Source organism: Nocardia sp. XZ_19_231 (genome assembly GCF_015355705.1).
Lineage (GTDB): Bacteria > Actinomycetota > Actinomycetes > Mycobacteriales > Mycobacteriaceae > Nocardia > Nocardia salmonicida.
Genome location: NZ_JACUZI010000005.1, coordinates 21,368 through 45,912, shown reverse-complemented (window position 1 = coordinate 45,912; position 24,545 = coordinate 21,368). Strand labels below are relative to the sequence as shown.

The 24,545-nt window shown below is 65.0% G+C and carries 21 protein-coding genes; 10 read left to right on the top strand and 11 right to left on the bottom strand.

Features of this window, described 5'->3' with window-relative positions; all coding sequences use genetic code 11:
* Positions 1 to 37: 37 nt before the first annotated feature.
* From IBJ82_RS22145 to IBJ82_RS22135, 3 genes are read left to right on the top strand one after another with little or no spacing between them, the layout of a single operon-like run.
* Positions 38 to 892 (top strand): alpha/beta fold hydrolase, encoded by an 855-nt coding sequence (locus IBJ82_RS22145; protein WP_194827896.1) that lies wholly within the window; start codon positions 38 to 40, stop codon positions 890 to 892.
* A gap of 52 nt (positions 893 to 944) precedes the next feature.
* Positions 945 to 1,679 carry an SDR family oxidoreductase gene (locus IBJ82_RS22140; protein WP_194827895.1) on the top strand — a complete coding sequence of 245 codons (735 nt, stop codon included), beginning with the start codon at positions 945 to 947 and terminating at the stop codon, positions 1,677 to 1,679.
* Between the two features lie 42 nt (positions 1,680 to 1,721).
* Positions 1,722 to 2,324 (top strand): TetR/AcrR family transcriptional regulator, encoded by a 603-nt coding sequence (locus tag IBJ82_RS22135; protein ID WP_194827894.1) that lies wholly within the window; start codon positions 1,722 to 1,724, stop codon positions 2,322 to 2,324.
* A 471-nt stretch (positions 2,325 to 2,795) separates the two neighbouring features.
* Here IBJ82_RS22135 and IBJ82_RS22130 read toward each other — a convergent pair whose 3' ends face one another.
* The 3 genes from IBJ82_RS22130 to IBJ82_RS22120 form a co-directional block, all read right to left on the bottom strand.
* Positions 2,796 to 4,073: a sodium:proton antiporter gene (locus IBJ82_RS22130; RefSeq protein WP_194827893.1), complete on the bottom strand. Its 1,278-nt coding sequence runs from the start codon at positions 4,071 to 4,073 to the stop codon at positions 2,796 to 2,798.
* A 325-nt stretch (positions 4,074 to 4,398) separates the two neighbouring features.
* Positions 4,399 to 5,223, bottom strand: coding sequence for a DUF1206 domain-containing protein (locus IBJ82_RS22125; protein WP_194827892.1), 825 nt, complete (start codon positions 5,221 to 5,223; stop codon positions 4,399 to 4,401).
* A gap of 369 nt (positions 5,224 to 5,592) precedes the next feature.
* Positions 5,593 to 6,444 carry an SDR family NAD(P)-dependent oxidoreductase gene (locus IBJ82_RS22120; RefSeq protein WP_194827891.1) on the bottom strand — a complete coding sequence of 284 codons (852 nt, stop codon included), beginning with the start codon at positions 6,442 to 6,444 and terminating at the stop codon, positions 5,593 to 5,595.
* Positions 6,445 to 6,557: 113 nt separating this feature from the next.
* Here IBJ82_RS22120 and IBJ82_RS22115 point away from each other — a divergent pair, with 113 nt between their 5' ends.
* On the top strand, positions 6,558 to 7,568 hold the full coding sequence (locus tag IBJ82_RS22115) for an AraC family transcriptional regulator (protein WP_194827890.1): 1,011 nt from the start codon (positions 6,558 to 6,560) through the stop codon (positions 7,566 to 7,568).
* A 101-nt stretch (positions 7,569 to 7,669) separates the two neighbouring features.
* On the opposite strand, the gene IBJ82_RS22110 is transcribed toward IBJ82_RS22115, so the two are convergent.
* Positions 7,670 to 10,408: a LuxR family transcriptional regulator gene (locus tag IBJ82_RS22110; RefSeq protein ID WP_194827889.1), complete on the bottom strand. Its 2,739-nt coding sequence runs from the start codon at positions 10,406 to 10,408 to the stop codon at positions 7,670 to 7,672.
* Between the two features lie 161 nt (positions 10,409 to 10,569).
* On the opposite strand from IBJ82_RS22110, the gene IBJ82_RS22105 reads away from it, so the two are divergent.
* Together IBJ82_RS22105 and IBJ82_RS22100 are read left to right on the top strand one after the other, a co-directional pair.
* On the top strand, positions 10,570 to 11,394 hold the full coding sequence (locus IBJ82_RS22105; RefSeq protein WP_194827888.1) for an alpha/beta fold hydrolase: 825 nt from the start codon (positions 10,570 to 10,572) through the stop codon (positions 11,392 to 11,394).
* Between the two features lie 191 nt (positions 11,395 to 11,585).
* A complete protein-coding gene (locus IBJ82_RS22100; protein ID WP_194827887.1) occupies positions 11,586 to 12,380 on the top strand; it encodes an alpha/beta fold hydrolase in 795 nt (264 codons plus the stop codon).
* Positions 12,381 to 12,595: 215 nt separating this feature from the next.
* Here the strand turns inward: IBJ82_RS22100 and IBJ82_RS22095 are convergent, their stop codons facing one another.
* Positions 12,596 to 13,066 carry a MarR family winged helix-turn-helix transcriptional regulator gene (locus tag IBJ82_RS22095; protein ID WP_194827886.1) on the bottom strand — a complete coding sequence of 157 codons (471 nt, stop codon included), beginning with the start codon at positions 13,064 to 13,066 and terminating at the stop codon, positions 12,596 to 12,598.
* A 68-nt stretch (positions 13,067 to 13,134) separates the two neighbouring features.
* Here IBJ82_RS22095 and IBJ82_RS22090 point away from each other — a divergent pair, with 68 nt between their 5' ends.
* The 3 genes from IBJ82_RS22090 to bfr all read left to right on the top strand — a co-directional run bounded on the left by IBJ82_RS22090 (position 13,135) and on the right by bfr (position 16,718).
* The gene (locus tag IBJ82_RS22090) at positions 13,135 to 14,397 is read left to right on the top strand and encodes an amidohydrolase family protein (protein ID WP_228537543.1); all 1,263 of its coding nucleotides are present in this window, start codon (positions 13,135 to 13,137) and stop codon (positions 14,395 to 14,397) included.
* Positions 14,398 to 15,505: 1,108 nt separating this feature from the next.
* A complete protein-coding gene (locus IBJ82_RS22085) occupies positions 15,506 to 15,868 on the top strand; it encodes a helix-turn-helix domain-containing protein (RefSeq protein ID WP_370585424.1) in 363 nt (120 codons plus the stop codon).
* A 370-nt stretch (positions 15,869 to 16,238) separates the two neighbouring features.
* The gene (bfr, locus tag IBJ82_RS22080; protein WP_194827885.1) at positions 16,239 to 16,718 is read left to right on the top strand and encodes a bacterioferritin; all 480 of its coding nucleotides are present in this window, start codon (positions 16,239 to 16,241) and stop codon (positions 16,716 to 16,718) included.
* On the opposite strand, the gene IBJ82_RS35430 is transcribed toward bfr, so the two are convergent.
* The 3 genes from IBJ82_RS35430 to IBJ82_RS22065 all read right to left on the bottom strand — a co-directional run bounded on the left by IBJ82_RS35430 (position 16,715) and on the right by IBJ82_RS22065 (position 19,704).
* On the bottom strand, positions 16,715 to 16,924 hold the full coding sequence (locus IBJ82_RS35430; protein WP_056809392.1) for a bacterioferritin-associated ferredoxin: 210 nt from the start codon (positions 16,922 to 16,924) through the stop codon (positions 16,715 to 16,717). The two genes, bfr and IBJ82_RS35430, sit on opposite strands and share 4 nt — an antisense overlap.
* A 346-nt stretch (positions 16,925 to 17,270) precedes the next feature.
* Complete coding sequence (locus IBJ82_RS22070) at positions 17,271 to 19,016, bottom strand: GAF domain-containing sensor histidine kinase (protein ID WP_194828408.1); 1,746 nt, start codon at positions 19,014 to 19,016, stop codon at positions 17,271 to 17,273.
* Between the two features lie 40 nt (positions 19,017 to 19,056).
* Positions 19,057 to 19,704, bottom strand: coding sequence for a response regulator transcription factor (locus tag IBJ82_RS22065; protein WP_194827884.1), 648 nt, complete (start codon positions 19,702 to 19,704; stop codon positions 19,057 to 19,059).
* Positions 19,705 to 19,981: 277 nt separating this feature from the next.
* Here IBJ82_RS22065 and IBJ82_RS22060 point away from each other — a divergent pair, with 277 nt between their 5' ends.
* Positions 19,982 to 20,884 (top strand): NAD(P)H nitroreductase, encoded by a 903-nt coding sequence (locus tag IBJ82_RS22060; protein WP_194828407.1) that lies wholly within the window; start codon positions 19,982 to 19,984, stop codon positions 20,882 to 20,884.
* Positions 20,885 to 21,107: 223 nt separating this feature from the next.
* Here the strand turns inward: IBJ82_RS22060 and IBJ82_RS22055 are convergent, their stop codons facing one another.
* The 3 genes from IBJ82_RS22055 to IBJ82_RS22045 all read right to left on the bottom strand — a co-directional run bounded on the left by IBJ82_RS22055 (position 21,108) and on the right by IBJ82_RS22045 (position 24,476).
* A complete protein-coding gene (locus IBJ82_RS22055) occupies positions 21,108 to 22,613 on the bottom strand; it encodes an AAA family ATPase (RefSeq protein ID WP_194827883.1) in 1,506 nt (501 codons plus the stop codon).
* Between the two features lie 38 nt (positions 22,614 to 22,651).
* Positions 22,652 to 23,695: a zinc-dependent alcohol dehydrogenase family protein gene (locus IBJ82_RS22050; RefSeq protein ID WP_194827882.1), complete on the bottom strand. Its 1,044-nt coding sequence runs from the start codon at positions 23,693 to 23,695 to the stop codon at positions 22,652 to 22,654.
* Between the two features lie 100 nt (positions 23,696 to 23,795).
* Entirely contained in the window at positions 23,796 to 24,476 is a 681-nt protein-coding gene (locus IBJ82_RS22045; RefSeq protein WP_194827881.1) for an SRPBCC family protein, read from the bottom strand.
* Between the last annotated feature and the right edge of the window lie 69 nt (positions 24,477 to 24,545).

Sequence of the window (24,545 nt, the reverse complement as noted above, 5' to 3'; positions counted from 1 at the left end):
GAGCCCGGATCATCGAACTAGGAAGCGGGACAACATCATGAGCACACACAGGGATGTCATCACTTCCTACAAGGATGCACCCACCCGCACCATCGCGGCCGATGGAATGACCTACGCCTACCGCGAACTGGGACCCAAAGGCGGCATCCCCGTCGTCTTCTTCGTCCACCTGGCCGCGAACCTCGATAACTGGGACCCCCGGATCATCGACCCCATCGCGCAGCAGCGCCATGTCATCGCCTTCGACAACCGTGGTGTCGGGGCGTCCACGGGCCGCGTGCCCGACAGTGTCGAGACGATGGCCGACGACGCCTACACCTTCATCACCGCGCTCGGCTTCGACGAGATCGACGTCTTCGCCTTCTCCCTCGGCGGTTTCGTCGCCCAGGAGCTGGTGCTGAAACATCCTGCGCTGGTTCGCAAACTTGTGCTCACCGGCACCGGACCCAAGGGCGGCAAAGGCATCGACAAGGTCGCCGGCATCACCTACCGAGACATCGTGCGCGCCACCGTGTCCCGCTCCGATCCCAAAGAATTCCTGTTCTTCGCCCGCAACACCGTCGGCAAGTCGGCCGCGCGTGCGTTCATCCACCGACTCGCCGAACGCACCACCGACCGCGACACACCCGTCACAGTGACAGCACTTCGCACTCAGTTGACCGCGATCAAGAAGTGGGGACGCTGCTCCCCCGACAACCTCGCCATGATCACAACGCCCACCCTGATCGCCAACGGCGACAACGACCGCATGGTGCCCTCAGTCCTCTCCAAGGATCTGCACCGACGCATCCCCGATAGCGAGCTGATCATCTACCCCGACTCCGGGCACGGCGGGATCTTCCAATACCACGACGAGTTCGCTCCCGCCGCAATCGAATTCCTCGCCCGATAGATCGAGCCTCGCGTAAACCCTGCACATTCCTTAGCTACAGAAAGAACCGAACATGCCTTCCCTCAACGGAGCAGTCGTCCTGGTCACCGGAGCCAACGGCGGCATCGGAACCCACTTCGTCCACCAAGCCCTCGCGCGCGGTGCCACCAAGGTTTACGCCACGGCCCGCACACCGCGCCCATGGGACGACGAGCGCATCGTCGCGCTCACCCTCGACATCACCGACGGCGCCTCGGTCGCCGCGGCGGTGCTCGCGGCGCCGGATGTGACCGTGCTCGTCAACAACGCTGGCGCCACACCGCCGAGCGCGAGCCTGCTCGAGTCGACCGAAGCCGACATCCGCGCGAATATGGAGACGAACTTCTTCGGGCCGGTCTTCCTCGCCCGTGCGTTCGCGCCGATCCTCACCGCCGGGCCGGAGTCGGTGCTCGTCGACGTGCACTCGGTGGCGAGCTGGTACGGATTCGGCGGCGCCTACAGTGCCTCCAAAGCCGCTCTCTGGTCGGCCACCAACTCACTGCGGCTCGAGCTCGCACCCCGCGGGGTCCACGTGACCGGTGTCCACATGGGCTACGTCGACACCCCCATGGCCGCACACGCCGACGGACCCAAATTGTCTCCGGCGGAACTGGTGAGCAAGGTCTACGACGCCGTCGAGACCGGTGAGTACGAGGTCATCGCCGACGAGGTGACCGCCAAAGTCAAGGCGGCTCTGAGTAATCCGATCGAGGCGCTCTATCCGCAACTCCGTGGCGTCGAGGTCGGTGTCGTCGACACGGCACAATAGCCTCGTCGACAGTAGACCTACACAGCAGCGAAGGACTCCGAGGTGTCACCCGTCCCCCGACAAGCCGGCAGGCGCGAGCGAAACAAACAGCAGAAACTCGACCGGATCACCGCCGCCGCCCAAGAGCTCTTCGCCGAACGCGGCGTCGACGAAGTCACCACCCAGGAGATCGCCGACAAAGCCGACATCGGTGCAGGCACCCTGTTCCTCTACGTCAAGAACAAGGGCGAACTGCTCCTACTCGTACAGAACACCACCTACGCCGAGGCGCTCGCACGCGGCACCTCGGCGGCCGAGTACATCCCCGAGATACTCGACGCGGTCATGGCGATCGTCGGCAGCATCGTCGAGTGCAATCGCAAACAAGTCGACAACGGACGAACCTATTTGCGGGAGATGGTCTTCGGTGATTTCGAGGAACCCCACCATCGCGACGCGCTGGCCCTGACCATGCAGACCGAAATCGCCATCGCCGACGTGCTGAAGCGAGACCAACGCATCACCCCCAGCGACGCCGCAACCCTCGCGCACATAGTCTCCGCGATCATGTTCGTCACTATGGCAGCGACGATCAACAGCACCAGCTCGATAGAAGAAATCGTGCGACAGATCAGAGACCAGGTCCGGGTCCTGCTCCCGCGGTGACGATGCTGCCGAAACTCGCTGACGCGCTGAACGCTGTTCTGTTGCATCGCAAACAGATGGCAGTCGATATCGAGGAGATGTTGGCCGATCACCCTCCTTCCCAGGTCCTGGCCTCGATGCCGGGCATCGAAGTCAGGACCGGCGCCCGCATCCTGTTCGGAGTCGGCGACAGCACCGCACCTTCTACGACCGCAAACGAGCCGAGGGCAAAGGCGCAACGCCGCTGCCGTAACAACGACTTCCGGCTCACCACCGGCACCCAGTGGGCAGATGTATCAAGCACCACCACCGGTCGGGTGGCCGCGGCGACATCCATAGCGAGCCTGGCTGGACTCGGCCCAATCGCCCTGACTCGCACAACAATCAGCACACCGACCCTCGAAGAACTCGCCACACCTGCCGCTGCTGTATTGGCCTTCCTGTTCGCAGGCACGCAATCCATACCGGCATTCCGCGCGGGGCACCGTTCGGCTAGGTCGGTGACCTGCTTACACGTGCGTTCTCCAGGTACTGCATCACCCAGCCTGCGCTGGCGCCGTGAACGACCACGGACAGAACGATCGTGAACGCTGCGATCGCCCATAGCGCACCAGCTTCCGAGCGGAGGTCCGCCTGGGTCAGGCCGTACGCGAGGTAGTAGATCGAACCGATTCCACGGACGCCGAACAAGGCCGTGATGACGCGCTCCTTGGGCCTCATCCCGGCACATCGCTGCAGTGCAAGCCACCCTGCGACAGGCCGAATAACGAAGACCAGGAGCATGCCGACCGCGACTCCCTGCCAAGAAAGAGCGGCAAGCAGGCCCGTGGTGAGTGCCGCTCCGAGCAGGAGTAGTACGACCAAGGTGAGAACGTGTTCCAACTGTTCGACCAGACTGTGCATCTGTTCGTGGTATTCGCTGCCGCGCTCGATACGTCGAATAGCGATCGCGCACGCGAACACCGCGAGAAATCCGTAGCCGCCGACGAGTTCGGTGAGCCCGTAGACGGCGAACACCGCAGCCAAGGCGACGATCGGTTCCCCGCGGTCGGCGAGGCGTGCGTCCTTGATGGGGAATCGGAACAAGCCACGACCGAGCAAACTTCCGACGATCCCGCCGACGAGGGCACCGACCGCGATCTTGCCGATGAGTTCCCAGGTGAACCAGCCGACGATCCAGGTCTGGACCGAGCCTTTGGTCGCGAGAAATATCGCCAGATAGACGAACGGGAAGGCCAGGGCGTCATTGAGGCCCGCTTCCGAAGTGAGCGCGAAACGGACTTCGTCGTCCTCCTCGGCTGAACCGGCACCGCCGGGCGTCGGGCCCTCGACCTGCACATCCGAGGCAAGCACCGGGTCTGTGGGTGCCAGCGCAGCTGCCAGCAGAGCTGCCGCGGCAGGAGTCAGCGCTGCCGCCCACCATCCGAACACCGCTACCGCTGCGATGCACAGCGGCATGGTGATCAGCAGCAGGCGCCAGGTCGAGCCCCAGGTGCGCCACTGTAAGGGCCGGTCGATCGCGAGCCCGACACCCATCAGGGCCACGATCACACACAGCTCTGCGAGATGCTCGATCACGGTGGGATGAGACAAGGGTGACACCGCTTGCAGGCCGCTGGGCCCGATCACGAGTCCACCGATGGCTCCGACTCCCAACATGAGCATCGGCGCGGTGATCGCCCGATCTTTGAAGAGGCGAGGAAGCGTCGCGGCCAATAGCAGTGCGATTCCGGCTGCAAGGTATAGGCGTTCGATATTGAAAGTGGTCATCGTTGTTGCTGCATCATCGCGCAAGTCACCTATCATTCGGAAACAACCCGGATCTACCCGGTCGGCGCGGTCCGAAACTGCGTCGATAGCCGTGGCGGTGCATTCTGGGAGGGCGGGTGCCGGCGGCTGAGTGGTCACCATCTCCTGTGCACGGTCTCCGAATGCCGGGCATGTCCCCCACCCGCCGGCGTTCGTTGCTCGCGCGGTCGGCTCCGCACGACCAGTATTTGTCGTTGGGTGTACTGCCCGAGCACGCGGTCGAGTAGGGATGCACGGCGGCGGACAGCACTGCCCCCGAATCGGGCCTCCGCTCGAGCGGGTGAGGCTAGTGGACCTTGCGGAACCGGGCGTCGAGAAACGTGAAGATCGCGAACGCGGCCAGGCCTACCGCGACGACGAGCAGCAGCACCGTGCCGTACGGCTGGACCGCCAATGTCTTGAGCGCCACGTCCAGCCCGGTCGCCTTCTGCGGCTGGCTCTGCACGGCGGCCACGATGACGAGCATCCCGGCGCCGGCGTACACCCCACCGAGCGCCACGTACCCGAACTGCCCGAGCCGCACCACGACCCGTTCCGTCGACCGGCTCGCCCTGCGGAAGTCCTGCTCCTCGTGGAACCGCCTCGACCAGCCGTGGTAGGCGACGAACAAGCCCGCGACGACGATGGCAAGCCCGATGACGATCACCACCGGCTTGCCCCACTCCTTGCTGAGCAGGCTACCGATGAGACCCAGCTGCGCCTGGTCGGTCGAGGAGGCCGGCGACCCGTTCGCGAGCTTGGCCGCGCTGTAGGCGAGGTAACCGAACAGGACCGCCTCACCGAAGTTCATCGCGCGGAGCATCTTCTCCTTCCTGCTGTTCCGCACGCCGGTGAAGGTCTCGAGCAACTGCCACAGCACAGCGAAACCGAGCCCGACGGCGATGAGCCAGAGCACGAACCCGCCCCAGGGGTTTTCCGAAAGGTTCTGCAGCGCACCGGTCTTGTCCGCTTTCCCGACCCCGCCGCCGTCGAGGTCGCCGAGCGCTACCTGAACACAGACCCAGGCCACGAGGAGATGGACTACGCCATATGCCACCAGGCCCACCCGCGCCGCCACCTGGAACGGCGCGCTCCTGGCCACCTCGTGATGGACCTGATTCGACTTCCTCATAACCACACCATGGGAAAACCGTAACCGCGCGGGCCACTCCACGCTACGAGTCGAGCAGCGTCCGCATGATGCGGTCGAGGTGGGCGAGGTCCTCGGGCGGCAACGCGGGCGGCGCGGGCGGGGGCTGATGTGTGCAGGCTCAAGATCGTTGCCCGGCTGCGTCATTCGTCCGGGACGCTGAATTGCGGTTCGTTGTCTCGACGGCAGCCTCGGCCTGCTACCCGTCGAGGTGGATCGACGATCCCGAACTCGCGGCGTTCGCCGCGGGCCTGCCGCTACCGCCGGGCGCGCAGGTGGTCACCGGCTCTCTACTTGCGCCGGTGGACCTCCCAGCGAGACGACCAGTTCAATCCGGCGGCGGGGTCCTTCTCAGCTTCGTCCCGCGCGGCCGAGATAGAGCCCCCGTTGCGACATGTCAGCGTTGGACACGGTGTCGTGGCTGCCCAGTAGTCGACCGAGCCGATTACGCAGCCCTTCCGGCATCGTGGTGAGCAGCGCGATGGCGATACCGCTGATACGCGGGACAACTCGCAGCCCGCCCCGTCGGTGAGCCAATGCGTGGACCACCGCGCGTGCGACGTCCTCGGGCTCGACGTAACCGATCACCCGGGTGAGCCGGTTCGGGGTGAGCCCGGCGATCAATTGTGTATTGACGAAGGCCGGGCACAGGGTGCTCACCCGCACGTCGAACGCCGCCAACTCCTGATGCAATGCCGCGCCGAGTCCGACGACGCCGAACTTGGTCGCCGAATATGTCGCAACGCCGGGCGTTCCGACCAGGCCGAGCACGGAGGCCACGTTCACGATGTGGCCGTGGCGGCGACCGGCGAACCGCCGACCGGCGAGCTTCGATCCAATGATCACCCCGCGCAGATTGATAGCCATCTGCCGGTCGGCCAGATCCATCGACTCCTCGAGGAACGAGCCGGTCGGCATGATTCCCGCGTTGTTGACCAGCCCGTCCAGACCTCCGAGCTCCGTTTCGGCCCGATCCAGGAATTTCTCGAACGACGCCGGATCACCCACATCGAGCCGGACACCGATCACCTCGGTACCCGTGGCCGCGGTGAGTTCCGCGGCCGTCGCCGCCAGCGCGTCCTCGTCGATGTCGCCGATCACCACCCGCGCTCCCGAGGCAGCCAACGCCGCCGCGGTGGCTCGCCCGATTCCTCTCGCACCGCCGGTGACCGCCACACGTGTGCCCTGCAGGCGCATACCCATTTCGACTCCTCATCTGTCCCCGTCTCACGAGGTTAGGAAGCGAACCAGCACCAATCCATGATGTAAGCGGCCATAAGCTGTTCTTTCCGGCCATTCTGTCCCAGGATGGAGACATGGCGGTCCACCTGAACATGCCGCGGTCCAGCACCAGCGCCGCGATCCTGGTGCAACTCGGCCTCACCCACGGTTTGACCATCGCGCAATGCCTCGACGGTTCCGGCATCACCCTGTCCGTCCTGGACGACGCGAACGGCGAGGTCCGCGCCGCACAGGAATTGCGGGTCGTCCAGAACCTGGTCACGCGTCTCGGGCACATCCCCGGCCTCGGGCTGTCCGCGGGGCAGCGATATCACCTGGCCACACACGGTATCTGGGCGTTCGCGGTGATGACGAGCCGAACTGTGCGCCAGGCGCTGCGTATCGGTATCGAGCACATGGACATCGCGTATTCCTTCGCCCGCTGGCGCATCCAGGAAACCGCCACCGGCGTCACGGTGACGCTGGACTACTCGGCGGTGCCGGCCGAGCTGCGCCAATTCCTACTCGAACGCGACCTGGCCGAACTCGTCACCCTCGAATGCGAACTGCTCGGCGCGGCGGTGCCACCGACGACCGTCGAACTCGCTTGCCCCGCGCCGACCTATGCCACGCTGTTCACCGAACTGCTCGGTGTCGCCCCCCTGTTCGACGCACCGATCAGCCGGCTCACTATCGCGCGGGAGATCTTGGAACTTCCCATGCCCCAGGCGAATCCACATGTCGCCGCGCTCGCCGAACAGCAAGCCGCCGGCGTCATGCAACGCCGACGCCGACGCGACGGCACCCCGGCCCGCGTCCGCGCCGCCCTCCTGAGCCGCGGCGTCACCGCCGCACAGGAGGACATCGCCGCCGACCTCCGCATGAGTGTGCGCACTCTGCGCCGACGTCTCGACGCCGAAGGCACCTCCTACCGCGGCCTGGTCGCCGAGACACGTCACCTCCTCGCCGAAGAACTCCTCACCCTCGGCACCACCGTCGACGAAGTCGCCCGGCGCCTCGGTTACGCCGACGCTTCCGCGTTCAGCCACGCCTTCACTCGCTGGACCGGCACCACACCGGGCCGCTTCGCCCGCTCCCTTCGATGACCCGAACCAGCTGTTCGCGGCTCGATCATCCCGAGCCGATCGACGACGGCCCTGGTGCCTGCCGCCGCGCCGGGCAGCGCGCAGCGTCTTCGTCGAGCCGCTCAGCCGACCGTGGAGAGGGCAGCGACGAGTTCGACTCGGCTGGTGATCCCCAGTCGGGGATAGATGCGGTAGAGGTGCGAGCCGACCGTGCGGTGGGACAGGTAGAGCCGTTCCGCGATCTGGCGGTTGGTGAGTCCCTCCGCCGCCAGGTTGGCGATCTGGAGTTCCTGGGCAGTGAGTTGGTCGCGGGCGGTGAAGGAACGGTGGGCGCTGGCTTCGCCCGCGGCGCGCAGTTCGTTCCGTGCCGCTCGAGCCCAGGGGTCGGCACCGAGAGAATCGAAGATGTCGCGGGCCTCGCGCAGCGGTTCGCGGGCTTCGGCGGTGCGGCGTAGGCGCCGCAATCGGCGGCCGTGATGGAGTTGCAATCGGGCACGGTACAGCGGCCACGTGCCGGCCTGACCGTGGAGTGCAGCGGTGTAGGCGGCATCGGCATCGGTGTCATCGGCGAGGACGGCGCGGCTGTATTCGTCGACGACGAGCAGCATCGAGGCGGGTACGCGCTTCGCTAGCTGCGGCAGGTCGGCCAGCAACTCCCTTGCGACACCGGCATTTTCGGAGGCAACGGCGGCGTCGGCGAGTTCAGGGGCCACCCACCAGCGTTGCATGGGGTGGCTCACCGGGTCGATCGGATCGAAGACCCGCGCCAGCGTCGCGAATGCATCCTCGGCTCGCCCGGACAACAGCAGGAGCATGCCGCGGGTCTGCTGCGCGACGATCTGGATACAGCGCATCCCGGTGGACAACGGGCTGGCGCCGATCGCGCGTAGATGCTCGGCAGCCAGTTCGGGTTCGCCACGCAACGCGGCGACCATGGCCAGATTGGCACGCCCGGTCACCGCATAGAACTCCTGGCCGTTTTCCTCGGCGAACGTGCGGGCCTCCTCGGACTCGGCACGGACCTTGTCCCAGTCGCCGAGCCAGATACGAGTCCAGTTCCCGGCGCCGAGAATGCCCGAGAGCAATCCGAGCTGCCCCTGGCTGCGGCTCACCGCGGCGGCGTCGTCGATGTATGCCGTGCCCCGACCGAAATCGCCGAGGAACAGCGCGGCATAGCCGAGCAAACGCAGTGCGGCCGCGTCAGTGCGATCGGGATCGACATGTGCAAGGTGCTCGAGGATCCCCGAGCCGCGCTCCCACGGCAGGCTGAGCGCGCCGACCGCGAGGACTCGGGGGTCATGTGGGGGCAGGCCGAGGGAATCCAATTGGGCGGCAATGCCTTTGCGTGAAGCGTCGTCGGCATCCTGGGACGAGCATCGCGCGGCGGCACACCACAAGATCCCCGCTGCCAGATCGGTGTTTCCTGCCGCGTGCACATCGGCGGCGATGCCGACGAGCTCTCGGATGCGGCGATCGGAGTCGCCATAGCGCTGAAATGCGACGACTTCCTCGACCGCTGCCAAGCGCGCCCGTTCGATAGGCCCCAAAACGCTGAGGTCGGCCCGGTCCAGCAGGTCGACGGCCTCGCGCCGAGCGCCGGTCTCGCTCGCCAGTTCTGCGGCCTGCAGGAGCAGGGCGGTTGTGTGATCGGGTCGCTCGGCTAATTCCGCCGCACGGTCCAGAGCGGCGACCGCGGCCATGACGGCCCCACGTGCGCGCGATCGCTGGGCATAGTCTTCGAGCTGCGCGGCGATGGCGTCGTCGGTACCGAGCGTGGCGGCGGCACGATGCCAGAGTTGTCTGTCCGGGAAGTCCGAGAGAACCTCTGCCAGGATCGAGTGCGCTCCGAGCCGTTGGGTCAGCGGTGCCCGGACATAGGTGGCCGAACGCATCAGCGGATGCCGGAAGCGCAGGAGGGGACCCGCCATCTCGATCAGGCCCGCGTCGATGGCTTCTTGCAGATGCGCGGGACCGACCGAGACACCGACGAGGGCGGTGGCCGCCCGCAACAGCCTGCCCGCGTCGCAGGTGACATCGGCGGCGAGAACAACGAGCAGGGTCCGGGCCGGGTCGCTGAGCTCGGCCGACCGTGTGGCGAAGGCGGCTTCGAGCCGGGCGGTCAACGGGAAGTCCTCGATCACCCGCTCTGTGGTCTGACGCATCGCACGCGGTAATTCGATGAGCGCCAACGGATTTCCGGCGGCTTGGCTGAGCAGTTTTTGTCGCACGGTGCTCGACAGCGTGGGCGCTTGCGCCGCGAGCAGGGCCGCGCTGGCCCGTTCGTCGAGCGGTTCGACCACAATTTCCGGCAGCCCCGCCAGTCGCGCGGAATCCTCTGATCCGGCGCGTACGGCGCCGAGTACGAGGACTGCGTCACCGCCGATCCGGCGCGCGAGGAAACTGAGCACATCGGCGCTACAGCTGTCGAGCCAGTGCAGGTCGTCGAGGATCAGGACCGTCGGACGAACGGCGGCGGCCTCACCGACCAGTTGCAGTGCGGCCAGCGCCACGGCATACAGGTCGGGGGTTCCGTCTTCCAGTCCCAACGCCGCGCGCAGAGGGCGTTGATGAGAAACGGGAAGCTTGGCCATCTCCGAATGGAGGGGACGCAGAAGCTGGTGCAGCCCCGCGAACGGAAGGCCTGCTTCGTTCTCGACACCGACCGCGGCGACGACAGTCAGGTGCTGGCCGGTTGCTGCCTCCCGAATTATGTTCAGCAGAGCCGACTTTCCGATACCTGCGGGCCCACGCAGGATCAGCGCCGAGCCGTTTCCGGCGACCGCTCCATCCAGCAGGTCGCCAAGCAACGTCGAATACCGGTCTCGGCCGACCAGTACCGTCTGGGAACTCTCACCGATCACCGCGCGATTCTGACAGAAACCGCACGGTTTCACAACGCGACGACGCAGGTAGATGCAGTAAACCAGGGGCTGACTGAGTCATCGGCCGACACCATGACTCAGTCGTCCGTGCAGTCATTCGACTGATTCGCAAGTGGGGGTTCGCTCGTAGTTTTGTCGGCATGACCAACACCTTCACCACCACCGACGGCGCCGAGATCTTCTTCAAGGACTGGGGCACCGGTCAGCCGGTCGTCTTCAGCCACGGCTGGCCGCTGAGCGCCGACGCCTGGGATGACCAGGCCCGCTTGGTCGCCGAGCGCGGCTATCGCGCTATTGCCCATGACCGCCGCGGTCACGGCCGATCGAGCCAGACCTGGGACGGCAACACCATGGACCGCTATGCCGACGACCTGGGCGAGCTGATCGAGCACCTGGACCTGCACGACGCGGTACTGGTCGGCCACTCCACCGGCGGCGGCGAAGTCGCTCGCTATCTGGGTCGACATGGTAGCGGTCGGGTTGCCAAGGCGGTGCTGCTGGGCGCGGTGCCCCCGGTGATGGTCAAATCCGGCACCAACCCCGACGGCACTCCCATGGAGGTCTTCGACGGCATCCGCACCGGCGTCGCCGCCGACCGCTCGCAGTTCTACTGGGATCTGAGCGAGGCCTTCTATGGCTTCAACCGGCCCGATGCGACCGTCTCCGAAGGTACACGCCGCGCGTTCTGGCGACTCGGCATGCAGGTAGGAGTGCGCGCCGCCTACGAATGCATCGCCCAGTTCTCCGAAACCGATTTCACCGAGGACCTGCTCGGGATCGACGTGCCGGTGCTGGTCGCCCACGGCGACGACGACCAGATCGTCCCGCTCCACGACTCGGCGATGAAGTCGGCCGAGTTGATCAAGAACGCGACGCTGCGGGTGTATCCCGGTGCGCCGCACGGCCTTCACGGCGAATTCCGCACCGCGTTCGAAGCCGACCTGCTCGCTTTCCTCGAGCACTGACCACCTCAGCACACCTTCAGAAGCACACCCACCGTCATTTCAACGACCGCGCCCGCAACGGCAAGTCCGGTACGCCGAACCGGAAGATCGTGCCGTGGTTCGTGTTCCCCGATGCCGATGACAACAGCCCGGTCGCCGCGTTCGCACACAACTTCTCCGCTCACCCGAACAGCTCTCTCTAGGAAACCACTATGCGTATCACCACAATCGTCAAGCTCACCGCCGTCGCATTGGGTCTCACGGCCACCGTCGCCAGTGCGGGTTGCGCCAGCGCCCAGCCCGCCCCGGCCAAGCCGACCATCGTCCTCGTCCACGGAGCCTTCGCCGAGTCCAGCAGCTGGAACGGCGTGATCGACCAACTCAACCAGCAGGGGCTGACCAGCATCGCCGCCGGCAATCCACTCCGCAGCGTTTCCGGTGACGCCGACACCGTCCGCAGCGTGGTTGCCTCGATCGACGGACCGGTCGTTCTGGTCGGGCATTCCTACGGCGGGCAAGTCATTTCCCAGGTCCACGATTCCAAGGTCAAGGGACTGGTCTACGTCGCGGCTTTCGCTCCTGAAGAAGGCGAGACCATCGGGGAGCTCTCGGCCAAGTTCCCCGGCAGCACGCTCGGCGACACTCTGAACAAGGTGGCGCTGCCCGACGGCAGCACCGACCTCTACATTCAGCCCGCCAAGTTCCACCAACAGTTCGCAGCCGATGTACCCGCGGCCCAGGCCACCTTGGACGCCGCCACCCAGCGCCCACTCAACGATCGCGCCCTCAACGGGAAGTCCGGTGCGCCGAACTGGAAGTCCGTGCCATCCTGGTTCGTGTTCCCGGACGCCGATTACAACATCCCGGTCGCCGCGCACCGGTTCATGGCCGAACGGGCGGGCTCCCGGGCAACGGTGGAGATCAAGGGCGCCTCGCACGCGCTCACCGTCTCTCAGCCCGCCGCCGTAGCGAAGGTCATCGTCGAGGCCGCTACCGCGAGCCGCTGATTTCCTCGACCCTGCTGTGCCGCGTGGCCCATTCACGCGGCACAGCAGCAGGATTCGACATCTTCGCGCGCCGTGGTCGCCGCAGCACTCTCTTCATTCGTGACCGAGTTGTCAACCTCGAGCCGATCTAGGTCAGAGGGTTTCCACTGGAGCGAACGCCGAAGGTTTGCACAGTCGACGTCGCTCCGTCTCCTATCAGTCGGTCGCCCCGATGTTCACCGGCCCTTGTCGCGATGGTGCCGCCGCGTGGACCAGTCGCTGGCATCTTGGCTGTAGCGGATCAATAATTGGGCGAATTGCGTCCGTTCGGTCAGATCCCATTCCGCGGTGATCTCCTCGAAGGCCTGGCGTTGCTCGCAAGCAAAGCGATACCGCTCCGCCTCGCCGACGTCGGTGAGCTCCAAAACAGTGCGCCGACCATCTGTTTGGGAAGCGGCCCGCCGCAACAATCCGTCTGTGATGCACGAAGCGATCGTTCGGCTGGCGACGGGCTGGGTCACACCCATCTCGATCGCGATGCCCCCGACCGTCATCTCTGCAGCGGCGTCCGCGATCACGTTCAGGACCAGGTTGCGCGTGAGATCACCACGACCACCCGAAGTTCGCCGTCGCAATCGCGACAACGCCGGCCCGATCTGGTCGAGCAGGCTGCTCCCATCGCCCGGCTGCGGGACCGCACTGCTCATGCGAACAGTCCGGATCGATTGCCATCAATATGCATACCTTGAAGCATTTCCATAGCTTGTAGTATACATTGACCGCAGGGGTCAACCAAGGATCGAGGCGCGCTATGTCTACGACAGCCATCACCAATGCACAGGTCTTCGACGGCGAGAAGGCACTGGGTATCGTCACTGTCCTCGTCGAGGACGGCAAGATTCTCCGCGTCGGTGGTGATGTCCCCGACGGAGCTGAGATCATTGATGGCAGTGGAGCGACACTACTGCCGGGCCTGATCGACGCCCACGTGCATACCAGCCGGGACGCGTTGGCTTTGGCCCTGAGGTTCGGGGTGACCACAGAACTGGAGATGCAAGGCACCAATACTCGTCACAACCGCGCAGGCATCCGCGACGACGACACGGTCGCCGACGTACGCTCCTCCGGTTTCGGAATCACTCCGCCGGGCGGGCACCCGAGTGAGCTGTTCCCCGAAGGCTTCCGCCCCGGCCCACCCCCTGGGGTCAAGCCTGTCGGCGAGCCTCCGCTCATGCCGTTCTCCACCACCCCAGCCGAAGCTGTCGCGTTCATTCCGCAACTCATAGAACGCGGCTCCGACTACATCAAGTTCATGGTCGACGACGGCAGCGTCGAAGGGCACCCCGGCCTGCCGATGCTCGACCAGCCAACCTTGAACGCCGGAGTGGCCGAGGCAAAGCGACGCGGAAAACTCACCATCGCCCACGCTCTGACTATTGACGCGACCCGCATGGCCATCGAAGCAGGAATCGACGGCCTGGCTCATTTGTTCATGGACCGACCGCACACCGACGAGATCATCGATCTGATCAAGAGTGCCGGGGTGTTCGTTACCCCATGCATCGTTCTCAACGCCTCCATGATGGGGATCAACGGCAGCGAACTCGCAGACGATAAACGCGTCGCCTCGCGCCTCGATCCCGACTGGGACAAGGCACTGCGCTCGAGCTTCGGCCACTACCCTCGAGGGCGGATCGAAGACGTCCTAGCCACCGTCAAAGTGCTCAGCGACATCGGCGTGGACCTTCTAGCGGGCACTGATGCATCACTGCCGCTGCCCTTCCTGGGCGGACTCGCCCACGGCGCCAGCGTCCACCACGAACTCCAGTATCTGGTTCAGGCTGGCCTCTCCCCCACTCAGGCACTGCGCGCCGCAACCGCCACCACCGCACGCCGATTCGGACTCGACGACCGCGGACGGATCGCCGATGGCCTGCGCGCCGACCTCCTCCTCGTCGAGGGCGACCCGACCACTTCCATCTCCGACACCCTCAACACTCGGGCGGTCTGGCGCCGCGGCACTCGCCTCGCAGCCTGACCGACGCCGCACAACCGCCGGCAAAGAATCGCTCCCAACACGCGTTTCGTGTCCGCGCTCATGGTGGTGAGTACATTGCTCAACTGCTGTCAGCGGTTTTCGATCGTCACTGTCCAGTGGGCCTGGTTCTCGAACGAGCCGCACGCCCGCACTCGCCAGTCGCTGGGCCAGCGCGTCGACTTCAGCGGCGGTATCGACGGCGAACGGAGGGCGTGCACCAGGTGTGCGATGCCGAACGCGCTGCGACGTACATGCACATTCCAGGATCGGCACCGCACAGCGCCCGAAGTGCGCTGACGCCTCGACGCGGACAGCTTGCCCACCAGCAAGGACGCTCGCACCGTACACGGGTGCGCCCACCTGACCGCCAGGAAGGGCTGCGCATCCCGGAGATATCGGCGGTCAACTGAGCCGGGTGCTGCAGCCCGGGTCGCAGGTTCGATTACTGCCGTGAGCAGGGCGCCGAGCCCACTCGCCGTGTGATGCAAAAAACCTATCGTGGTGGGTGTAGACATTCTCGAAGTTGGCGTATACAGTCGCTGTCGTTCCACAAAATCAGATGGGCCGGGCAGGTGAGCTGCCCGGGACAGTTCGACCGCCCCGCCTGGCGGAGAAGAGAATCCGGTGCAGTCGGCCGGACCACCGGCGGGGTGATGAAGCAAGACAAGTGCAGTACCAGCAAGTGAAGTAAGTGCAGTAAGTGCAAGCGCAGTACCAAGTAAGTAAGTGCAGTACCAAGTAAGTGCAGTAGATGCCCGGGCAGGTGAGCTGCCCAGGACAGTTCGACCGCCCCGCCTGGCGGAGAAGAGAATCCGGTGCAGTCGGCCGGACCGTCGGCGGGGCGATGAAGCAAGACAAGCGCAGCACCCGCAAGTGAAAGTAGGTGCAGTACCAGCTAGTGCAGTACGGCAGGAAGAGCCCGACGATCCAGGAGGTGGTTTGCCACTGAGTAGTCCTTTACCAGTTCCGCATCCTGGGAAGTGTCGGATGCGTGTCTCAGACCGGGCCCCATGGCCGGTGAACACAGTTGAACTCAATCCCTAAGTCGTAAATCAAGGCCCCGGCGCACAGCGCGCCGGGGCCTTCCGGCGTTGAACCGAGAGGCCTTGTGCAGCACCCGAAAACCCACCCCGCCGACGATGCCAGCGCCGCGGACAAACTCGACGACGACACCTATCCCGCCTACAGCATGGGACGCGCCGCGGAGATCCTCGGCGTCACCCAAGCATTCCTGCGTGGCCTCGACGCCGCCCGGCTACTGACTCCGCAACGCTCCGAGGGCGGGCACCGCCGCTACTCGCGCTACCAGCTCCGTATCGCCGGGCGTGTGCGCGAACTCGTCGATGCCGGCAACGCCCTCGACGCGTCGTGCCGGATCGTGATCCTGGAAGACCAGCTCGCCGAAGCGCTGCGCATCAACACCGGCCTGCACCACGAACTCGACGACCGCGGCACCGATCCATCGTCCTGACCAGCTGTGCAGATGACCCGGGCTTGGGCGCGCAGCTCGAGGGCCAGAGTGGTTTGATGGCGAACCTCGACACCGCCTGCGGGAGCGTGATGTTCGTGTTCACGACAGTCGAACGCGCCAGCTCTTGTTGAACCGGCGCGTTCTCGATCTCTGCATCTTCCCGGAATGCCGGTCTAGACTCGCACGCCCACTTCGGATCTCGAGATCGCGGTTGGTCGATGAGCATCGAAAGGGATTGCGAATCAAGTGATTACAGCGTTTGTCGGGGAGAACGCGCGGCCGCGACCAAGTGTGGGCTTACTGGACTGCGCCGGGGCCACGCTGCGATGATGCGCATCGCCCCGATTCGTTTCCGGAAGGAGTTCGGCCCATGCAAGGCGATCCTGAAGTGATCGAGTTTCTGAACGAACAGTTGACCGCGGAGTTGACCGCGATCAACCAGTACTTCCTGCACGCGAAGATGCAAGAAAATTTCGGCTGGACCAAGCTCGCCAAGTACACCCGCTCCGAGTCCATCGACGAGATGAAGCACGCGGAGCTCCTGACCGACCGGATCCTGTTCCTGGACGGTCTGCCCAACTATCAGCGGCTGTTCCATGTTCGTGTGGGGCAGACCGTGACCGAGATGTTCCAGGCCGACCGAGAGGTCGAAGTGGAGGCCATCGACCGGCTGCGGCGTGGGATAGAGGTGATGCGCGCCAAGGGAGATATCACCTCCGCCAATATCTTCGAGTCGATCCTCGCTGATGAGGAGCACCACATCGACTACCTGGATACGCAATTGGAGCTGGTCGAGAAGCTCGGCGAACCGCTCTATATCGCGCAGCTGATCGAGCAGCCCAACACCTAAGCAACCTCGTCGAGGTTCTCGGCACCGGATTCGTACTCGCGGTGCAAGGCGGTGCGGGCGAGCAGCGCTTGGATACGGCGCACGCACGATCCGCAATCAGTGCCCGCTTTGCACGCCGAGGCGATCCTTCGAGGTGTGCACGCGCCGTCGGCGATGTGTCGGCGGACGTCCTCCTCGGTCACCGCGAAACAGTTACAGACGTACACGGGCGGCCTCTCCGGACAAGCTCGGGATGGAAGTAGCCTTCCCGATGTTCGGTGAGGCTTGCCTAATATTAGGCCACAGATGCCGGGTTTGTACAGATCCGTCACGTGGCCGCGCGATACAGTGACCACAGGTCCCTGCGCCGGGTCCTGACCGACCGACCAGGCCGCGGCCGGAGTCGGACCGCTTAGCGGGCACAATTGACAACCTTCAGCAACGCAGCGCCGACATCCGCCGGGTCGGGGATTAGGCCACCACCATCAGCCCGTGGATCCGAAGCGGTTGGGCGCGCCTGTCGTTGGTCCCGAATCGCAGGGCCCAAAGGCAGCTCGTGGCCGCGAACCTTGCCTACGGCAACGGCACCGACCAGCGCACAATCGTGCCGCCATCCGGACCCCTCGCGATGCCGAAGCTGCCGCTCGATTGCGCGGCACGCACCGCGAGGTTCGCGAGTCCGCTCCGCTGCTCGATTTCGTCGGGTATCCCCGCGCCGTCATCGGTCACTTCGATGGTGACATCGTCACCGACTCGGAGGTAGACAGATACCGTTGTCGCGCCGGCGTGGCGGACCACGTTGCTCACCGATTCACGCAGGACCGCCTCGACGTCCTCCGACAGCGGCGGCGCGAGTACCGAGACCGGACCAGCCAGCCGCACAGTGGTGCGAAGCCCGCTGTCGCCGACCATATCGGCGATCACCGCGTGCAATCGTTTGCGCAGGGTCGGGGCGTCGGCGGCGGTGCTGCTGTGCAGATCGAAGATCGAGTGCCTGATGTCCTGCACTATCGCCTGGACGTCCTGGATGGTTTCGGTGAGTCGGGTTGTGATCTCGGGGGCGCGGGACCGCTGTGCCGTGCTCTGCAACGAAAGGCCGACCGCGAACAGCCGCTGGATGACGTGGTCATGCAGGTCGCGCGCGATTCGGTCGCGATCGGAGAGCACGTCGAGTTCGCGCATGCGCCGTTGGGTGCGAGCCAATTGCAGCGCCAGCGCGGCCTGTTCGGAGAAGGCCGCCATCATCGTCTGCTCGGCGGCGTCGAGCGGCTGTGCGCCTGCGGGGCGCACGGTGGCCAGGATGCCGGTGACGGCATGGTCGGCCCGCAGCGGCAGGATCAGCGCCGGACCGAATTTCGACGGGTTGTCGAACAGCGGGGTGAAGGTGAGTTCGTCGACAGCGATGATCTCTCCACGCCGGAAGGTGTCGCCGGAGTGGGGCTCGTCGACCGGGATGCGCTGCCCGATGAGTGCCTCGGCACCGACGCCGGCGGCGGCGACCACCACAAGTTCGGTGACATCGGCGTGGGGAATCTCGAGGTCTTCGGGACGAGCGAGGAACGTGCACGCAGACCGGGTGAGTGTCAATGCTCGCTCGGCGACGAGGTCGAACGCGGCGTCCGGCTCGCTGCCCGCGAGTAGTTCGGTGGCGACATCTCGAGTCGCCTCGAGCCACTGCTGGCGGACCTGAGATTCCTCGTATAGCCGGGCGTTGGCGATCGCGATACCTGCCGCCGCTGCCAGCGCTTGGACGATCAGTTCGTCGTCTTCGGTGAACTCTTGGCCGCCGACTTTTTCGGTGAGGTAGAGGTTGCCGAGTACCTCGTCGCGGACTTTGACCGGGACGCCGAGGAAAGTGCTCATCGGCGGGTGGTGATCGGGAAAGCCGACCGATGAGGGGTGCTTCGAAAGATTGGTCAGCCGTATGGGTTTCGGTTCCTGGATGAGAAGTCCGAGTACGCCGTGACCGCGCGGGAGGTCGCCGATCATCATGCGGGTTCGGTCGTCGATGCCCTCGTAGACGAATTCGGCGAGTTGGTTGCTGGTCTTGTCGTTTTCTCGGACGCCGAGCGCGCCGTATTCGGCGTCGACCAGTTCGATGGCGGTGTGCACGATCGTGCGCAGGGTGTTGTCGAGATCCAATCCGGTGGTGACGACCAGCATCGCCTCGATCAGGCGGTCCATTTGATCGCGGACACCGACGACCTGCGCGATCCGATCGTGGACCTCGCCGAGCACTTCCCGCGGTCGCGCCTGCGACGGGTCCGCTGTCACCGGTGTCCGGCCGGGCCGGTCCGTGTCGGACGGCGTGCCTTTCATGGTGTCCATCTTCGCACGGGGCGGAGTGCGGGTTTGTCCCTCATTCTTGCAGTTTGGGTGTGTTGAGCTTCGAGACCAGCACCGCGGCCTGGGTGCGTCGCTCGACGCCGAGCTTGGTGAGTAGCCGCGAGACGTAGTTCTTCACAGTTTTCTCCGCCAGGAACATCCGGCTCGCGATTTGCCGGTTCGTGAGTCCCTCGCCCAATAGGTCGAGCAGCGTCCGCTCCTGGTCGGTGAGGCCCGACAACGGCCCGGTCTTTGCCCCGGCCTCTTCACGCAGCTTCGCCATAAGAGCCGCGGCGGCTCGATTGTCGAGCAGGGATTTGCCCGCGCCGACCTCGCGAATGGCTTCGATCAGTTCCAGTGTTCCGATGTCTTTGACCACGTAGCCGCGGGCCCCGGCCAAGATGGCGTCGAGCATGGCTTGCTCATCGGTGAATGAGGTGAGGATCAAACAGCGCAGGTCCGCGTTCTGGTCCAAGAGCTCGCGACAGAGCTCGATACCGTTGCCGTCAGGAAGCCGCACGTCCAGGATGACAACGTCGGGACGCAACGCGGGGATACGTGCCAGCGCTTGTGACACGCTGCCGGCCTCGCCGATCACGTCGAGGTCGGGCTCGTAGTCGATGAGGTCTTTGATGCCGCGTCGCACGATCTGATGGTCGTCGACAAGGAACACCTTGATCATCTTGTGTACCTCCAGACGAATAACCCCAGGATACCGAGTGAGCAGAGTCGGGGCATCGGAGATCGGCCCCCGCTTCGATGACCGAAGTCCCTTGACTTTTCGGGGCACGCTTCGAGCGCGCGGTGGCGCTTGCCGCTTTGTTGCCAACGAGATTTTCGGAGGGCGCCCCCGCACTCGCAAGTGGCACCTGAAGTCCTGTCAAGAGGGGTCGTCTTGCTCTTCTTCGAGACGTCGCGATGGTGGGAACGTGAGATCGAGACGAGAAAGGACAACAAGGATGGAGCACGGGCCGATCGATGACCGCACCCTGAGAGCCGCGCTCGCGCTCGCGGGGCGGGCGCCGTCGGTACACAACACCCAACCGTGGCGTTGGCGGATCGGGGAACGCTCATTTCACCTCTACCTCGATCCGACGCAAGCCCTGCTGTCGCCCGATCCCGGGCGGCGCGATCTGGTAGTGAGCTGCGGCGCGGCCTTGCATCATTTGCGTATCGCGTTCGCGGGCCTTGGATGGTCGGCCGTGGTGCACCGGTTGCCGACAGCGTCGGACCCCGATCACCTCGCGTCGATCGACCTGGTTCGGCATCGACCGGTCCCGCTCGATATCGCGTTGAGTGCCGCGATCCCTGACCGGCAAACCGACCGCAGGCCCTACGGTTCGTCGCCGATTCCACCTGGTTACCTCGGGCTGGTCACCGAACGCGCCGCAACGCTGGGGGCCACCGTGCGGCATGCGGCCGAGGGCTCCAGCGACCTCTTGGTCGAAGCGATACGTACAGTGGCAGTTCGCTATCCAGGGGACAGCGAACCCGAGACCCGCGATTCAGGGATGCTGGAGTCGGCTGAAACTGCACGCGAGCCAGACTTCGCCGAGCTGCTGGTGCTGGGCACCTCGGCTGATGATCGTCGGTCTCGCCTGCGTGCCGGAGAGGCATTGAGTGCCGTGCTGCTGACCGCGACGAATGTAGGCCTGGCCACCTGCGTGCTGACCGAGCCATTCGACCTTCCTGACATGCGTCACAGAGTTCGCGAAGGTGTGCTCGACAACAACGCCTGCCCGCAGGCGATCATCCGAATCGGCTGGGCTCCCGTGTGCGCTCCACCGCTGCCTGTCACCCCGCGTGTTGCGATCGAAGACTTGATGGACCTTTGCGGGATCGCAGAGGTGGACTCGAAATAGGGTCGAATGCCCGCAGGCCTACAACGCCCGGTCGAGGATCGACCACGCCACGGAGGCGGCCCACGATCGCAGGTAACCGATAGTCGTTCCTAGATGCCCAGGCTGGTGCGTAGCCGCCACTCTCACCGGCCGCTAGGTGAAGTGCTCCACGACCAGTCGGTGATCTCGGGTAGATCCTCGCCGGTGCGTCGGCTGTGTTGTTCGTTGCGGTCGAGCGCGATGGTCACCGATTGATCCGGCCGACGATCTCCTGCTCGGAGTCGCCCCGCCAGGCGAGCAACGCTGCGCGCAACACCTCGTCGATGGGCGCGACGGTGTCCAAGACGACGGCTTCTGGCCACGCCGCCGCGGTCTGCGACATCAACTCGGCGATCAGTGGCGTCGCATCGGACTCGCTGATGCCGCGCTGAGTTATGCGTTCCGTCGCGACGGACTGAGGTACGACGCAGCGAAGTTCGATCAGATCTGCGCTGAGTTCGCGGGCGAGTGCCGTGGCGCTGCGCCGTTCATCGGGATCAGTCCAGCTCGCATCGATGATCACCGATACCCCGTTGGCCAGCTGCGTGTGCGCGTTGGCCAGCAGGTTCGAATACACGGTTGCCCTGGCCGCGGCGGAGTAGGCGCCTGCGTTGTACTCCCCGCTGGGGCCGGTGATAGAGCCCTCTGTCCGGAGTTTGCCGCGCAGGTGGTCACTGGAGATGACCGTGGCACCGGTGCGCTCGGCGAGTTCGCGGGCCACGGTGGATTTTCCGGTTCCGGGTAGACCGCCGACGAGCACCAACCGGATCGCTCCCCGGTCGAGATGGCGCAGGGCGATATCCAAGTGTCGTATGGCCTGTTCGGCGGCCTCCGGCACACCCTGCTCGAATCGGATGCAGTCCACTTTGGTGCGCACGATCGCGCGGTAGGCGATGTAGTGATCGCGCAGTGACGCGGGGGCCGGATCGGCGGTTGCCTCGAGGTATTCGTCCAAGAATCGGTCGGCCAGCTCAGCGTGCCCCCGGAACTCGAGATCCATCGCGAGAAAGGCGACATCGTCGAGACAGTCGAGGTGGCGCAACGTGTCGTCGAAGTCCAGGCAATCGAGCACCCGGAATCCGTCCGGCAGTTCGAAGATGTCCTCAGCGAGGAGATCTCCATGTCCGTCGACGATCCGTCGGTCTCGAATCCGGTTGTCCATCAGTGCCTCTCGTCCATCGAGGTACCGCATGGCCGAGGCTTCGACACGACGGACCCGATCGGGGTCGAGCAGGTCGGTGGGCGCCACCAACAGGCCGCGCAGCACCGAAAGCCACCGACTACGGAGCGACTTCGCGGTCGCCGCACGATCGATATCGGCGCTCCGCCCAGCGACTCGATGAAACTCGGCGAGCATTTTCACCAGCGCGGACAATTCGGTTCGACTCTCCGCTGGGTCGCGCAGCATATTGGACAGACGCCGATCCTCCGGCATCCGACGCATCACCAGAACCGGTTCGTCCTGCCCGCCCAACGGGTCGGTGAAGTGGCCGACACCGAGATAGACGTCGGGCGCCATCCGTCGGTTCAACTCGAGTTCGCGTACGCACGCCTGTTCACGGAGCTCGTGCGTGCTGAAGTCGAGAAAGTCGTTGGCGATCGGCTTTTTGGTTTTGTAAGCGCGGTCGCCACACAGCAGGACCAGCCCGGTGTGGGTTTCCCGCAACTGTGCGTGCGGCGTGAACTGTGCGGGCTGGTCGATCACAGTCATACGGACGCCCCTTCAGGTGTCGATGGATCGGTCCGGCGTCAAGTCCGCGAGATCACGACCTTGAGCGCTCCGGTTTCCTGCGCTCGGGTGAATTCGTCGTAGGCGGCCGGGAATTCGTGCAGGCCGAACCGCGCCGTGATCAACCGTGTCGGATCGAGCTGCCCGCTCTGTACGAGCCGGATGAGGGTGGGCGTCGAAGAGGTGTCCACGAGTCCGGTGGTGATGGTCAGGTCCCGGATCCAGACCTTCTCCAGGTGCAGGACCGCTGGCGCGCCGTGCACACCGATGTTCGCGATATGGCCGCCGGGTCGGACCAGGTCGACCGCGAGTTCGAAGGTCTCCGGGATCCCGACGGCTTCCATCGCCACATCGGCGCCGAGGCCGCCGGTGCGCGCGGCGACGACACCGCGCACATCGGTGGTGCGACTGTTGATCACCGTGGTCGCGCCGAGTTTGTGTGCGGCCTCGAGGCGGCTGTCGGCGATATCGACAACGATGATCTGGCTGGGGCTGTAGAGCTGCGCGGTCAGCACCGCGGCCAATCCGATGGGACCAGCACCGATGATGACGACGACGTCACCCGGCGTGACGCGGCCGTTTCGGACACCGACCTCGTAACTTGTCGGCAGGATGTCGGCCATCATCAGCATCTGCTCGTCGGTGAGACCTGCAGGGATACGGTAGGTGGAGGTGTCGGCAAAGGGGACGCGCACAAGCTCGGCCTGCGTGCCATCGATCAGATGGCCGAGAATCCAGCCACCGCCGCCGATGCATTGGCCGTATCTGGCTTCCCTGCAGAATCTGCACGTCCCGCACGCGGAGATGCAGGAGATCAGGACTCGGTCACCGATCTGGAGGGTTTGCACCGCGCTGCCGATTTCGGTCACCGTGCCGACTGCCTCGTGGCCGAGTATCTGCCCCGGGGTCACTTCCGGTACGTCGCCTTTCAGGATGTGGAGATCGGTGCCGCAGATCGTGACCGCGTCGACACGAACAATGACATCGGTTCCTCGCGCAAGGACGGGGTCGGGTACTTCTTCCCAGGCGATTTTCCCTGGTCCATGAAAAACCATCGCGTACATGTTTCTCCTTGTCGGTGAGGTATGCCGCGGCTTCGCGCTGGTCGAGTGACGCGACCGGTGTCTCGCGGTCGTGGTGTGGATCGAGCACGGCGCCGGACTCTCACTGCAACGGTGCGTCTCGGTTGTCGGGATCCGGTTGCCCGGTATCCCACGTAGTAGCGACGCGACGTTCGGCGCGCTCTTTGATGCCGAGCAGCATCTTGCGTTCCATCACGAGGCTGCCGGGTTCCATGATGAGTCTGTTGAACAGGCGAACCGGTACCGTCGCCGTAGGGGATGCGATGCGATTTCGGCTCACCAGTCGGGTGCCATCAGGACCGGGGTAGAGGCCGAAGGCCCATACCCAGTGACCGTCGGTCGAGGCGAGCACAAGTGTCTGCTCGGGCACGAGAACCTCGACGCGCAATTGTGGGCCGTTGTCGCGGAGCGCGAAAGTATTTCCGACAGTGAGGGTTTGGAACTGCGGCAAAATGGAATCGGCACTGTGCATGTCGAGGCCGAACAGGTTCTCGATCCAGTCGTAGGTGTAGGCGCCACCGCGGCCCGGGCCGAATTGGGCCAACCAGGGCCAGATCTGTTCCGGACCGGTGGCGATGGTGATTGCCCTGGTAGCCAGGGTGTCGGGGGCGCTCAGCAACTCGTCGCCGGGCATGGTGCGCTCGATTTCGTCGGGTGTCGCGCCCCACGTGAGGCATCGGTTTCGCAGGATCACTTCATAGCCGACGATGAGGCCGGCGAGGTAGGTACCGGCTCCGATGGCACATGCGGTCGCTGTTCTCATACCCGTTCCCATCGATCGAATTCCAGTTCCGATCTCGCAAGATTGATAGTCAGTGGGATCAGATGCGAT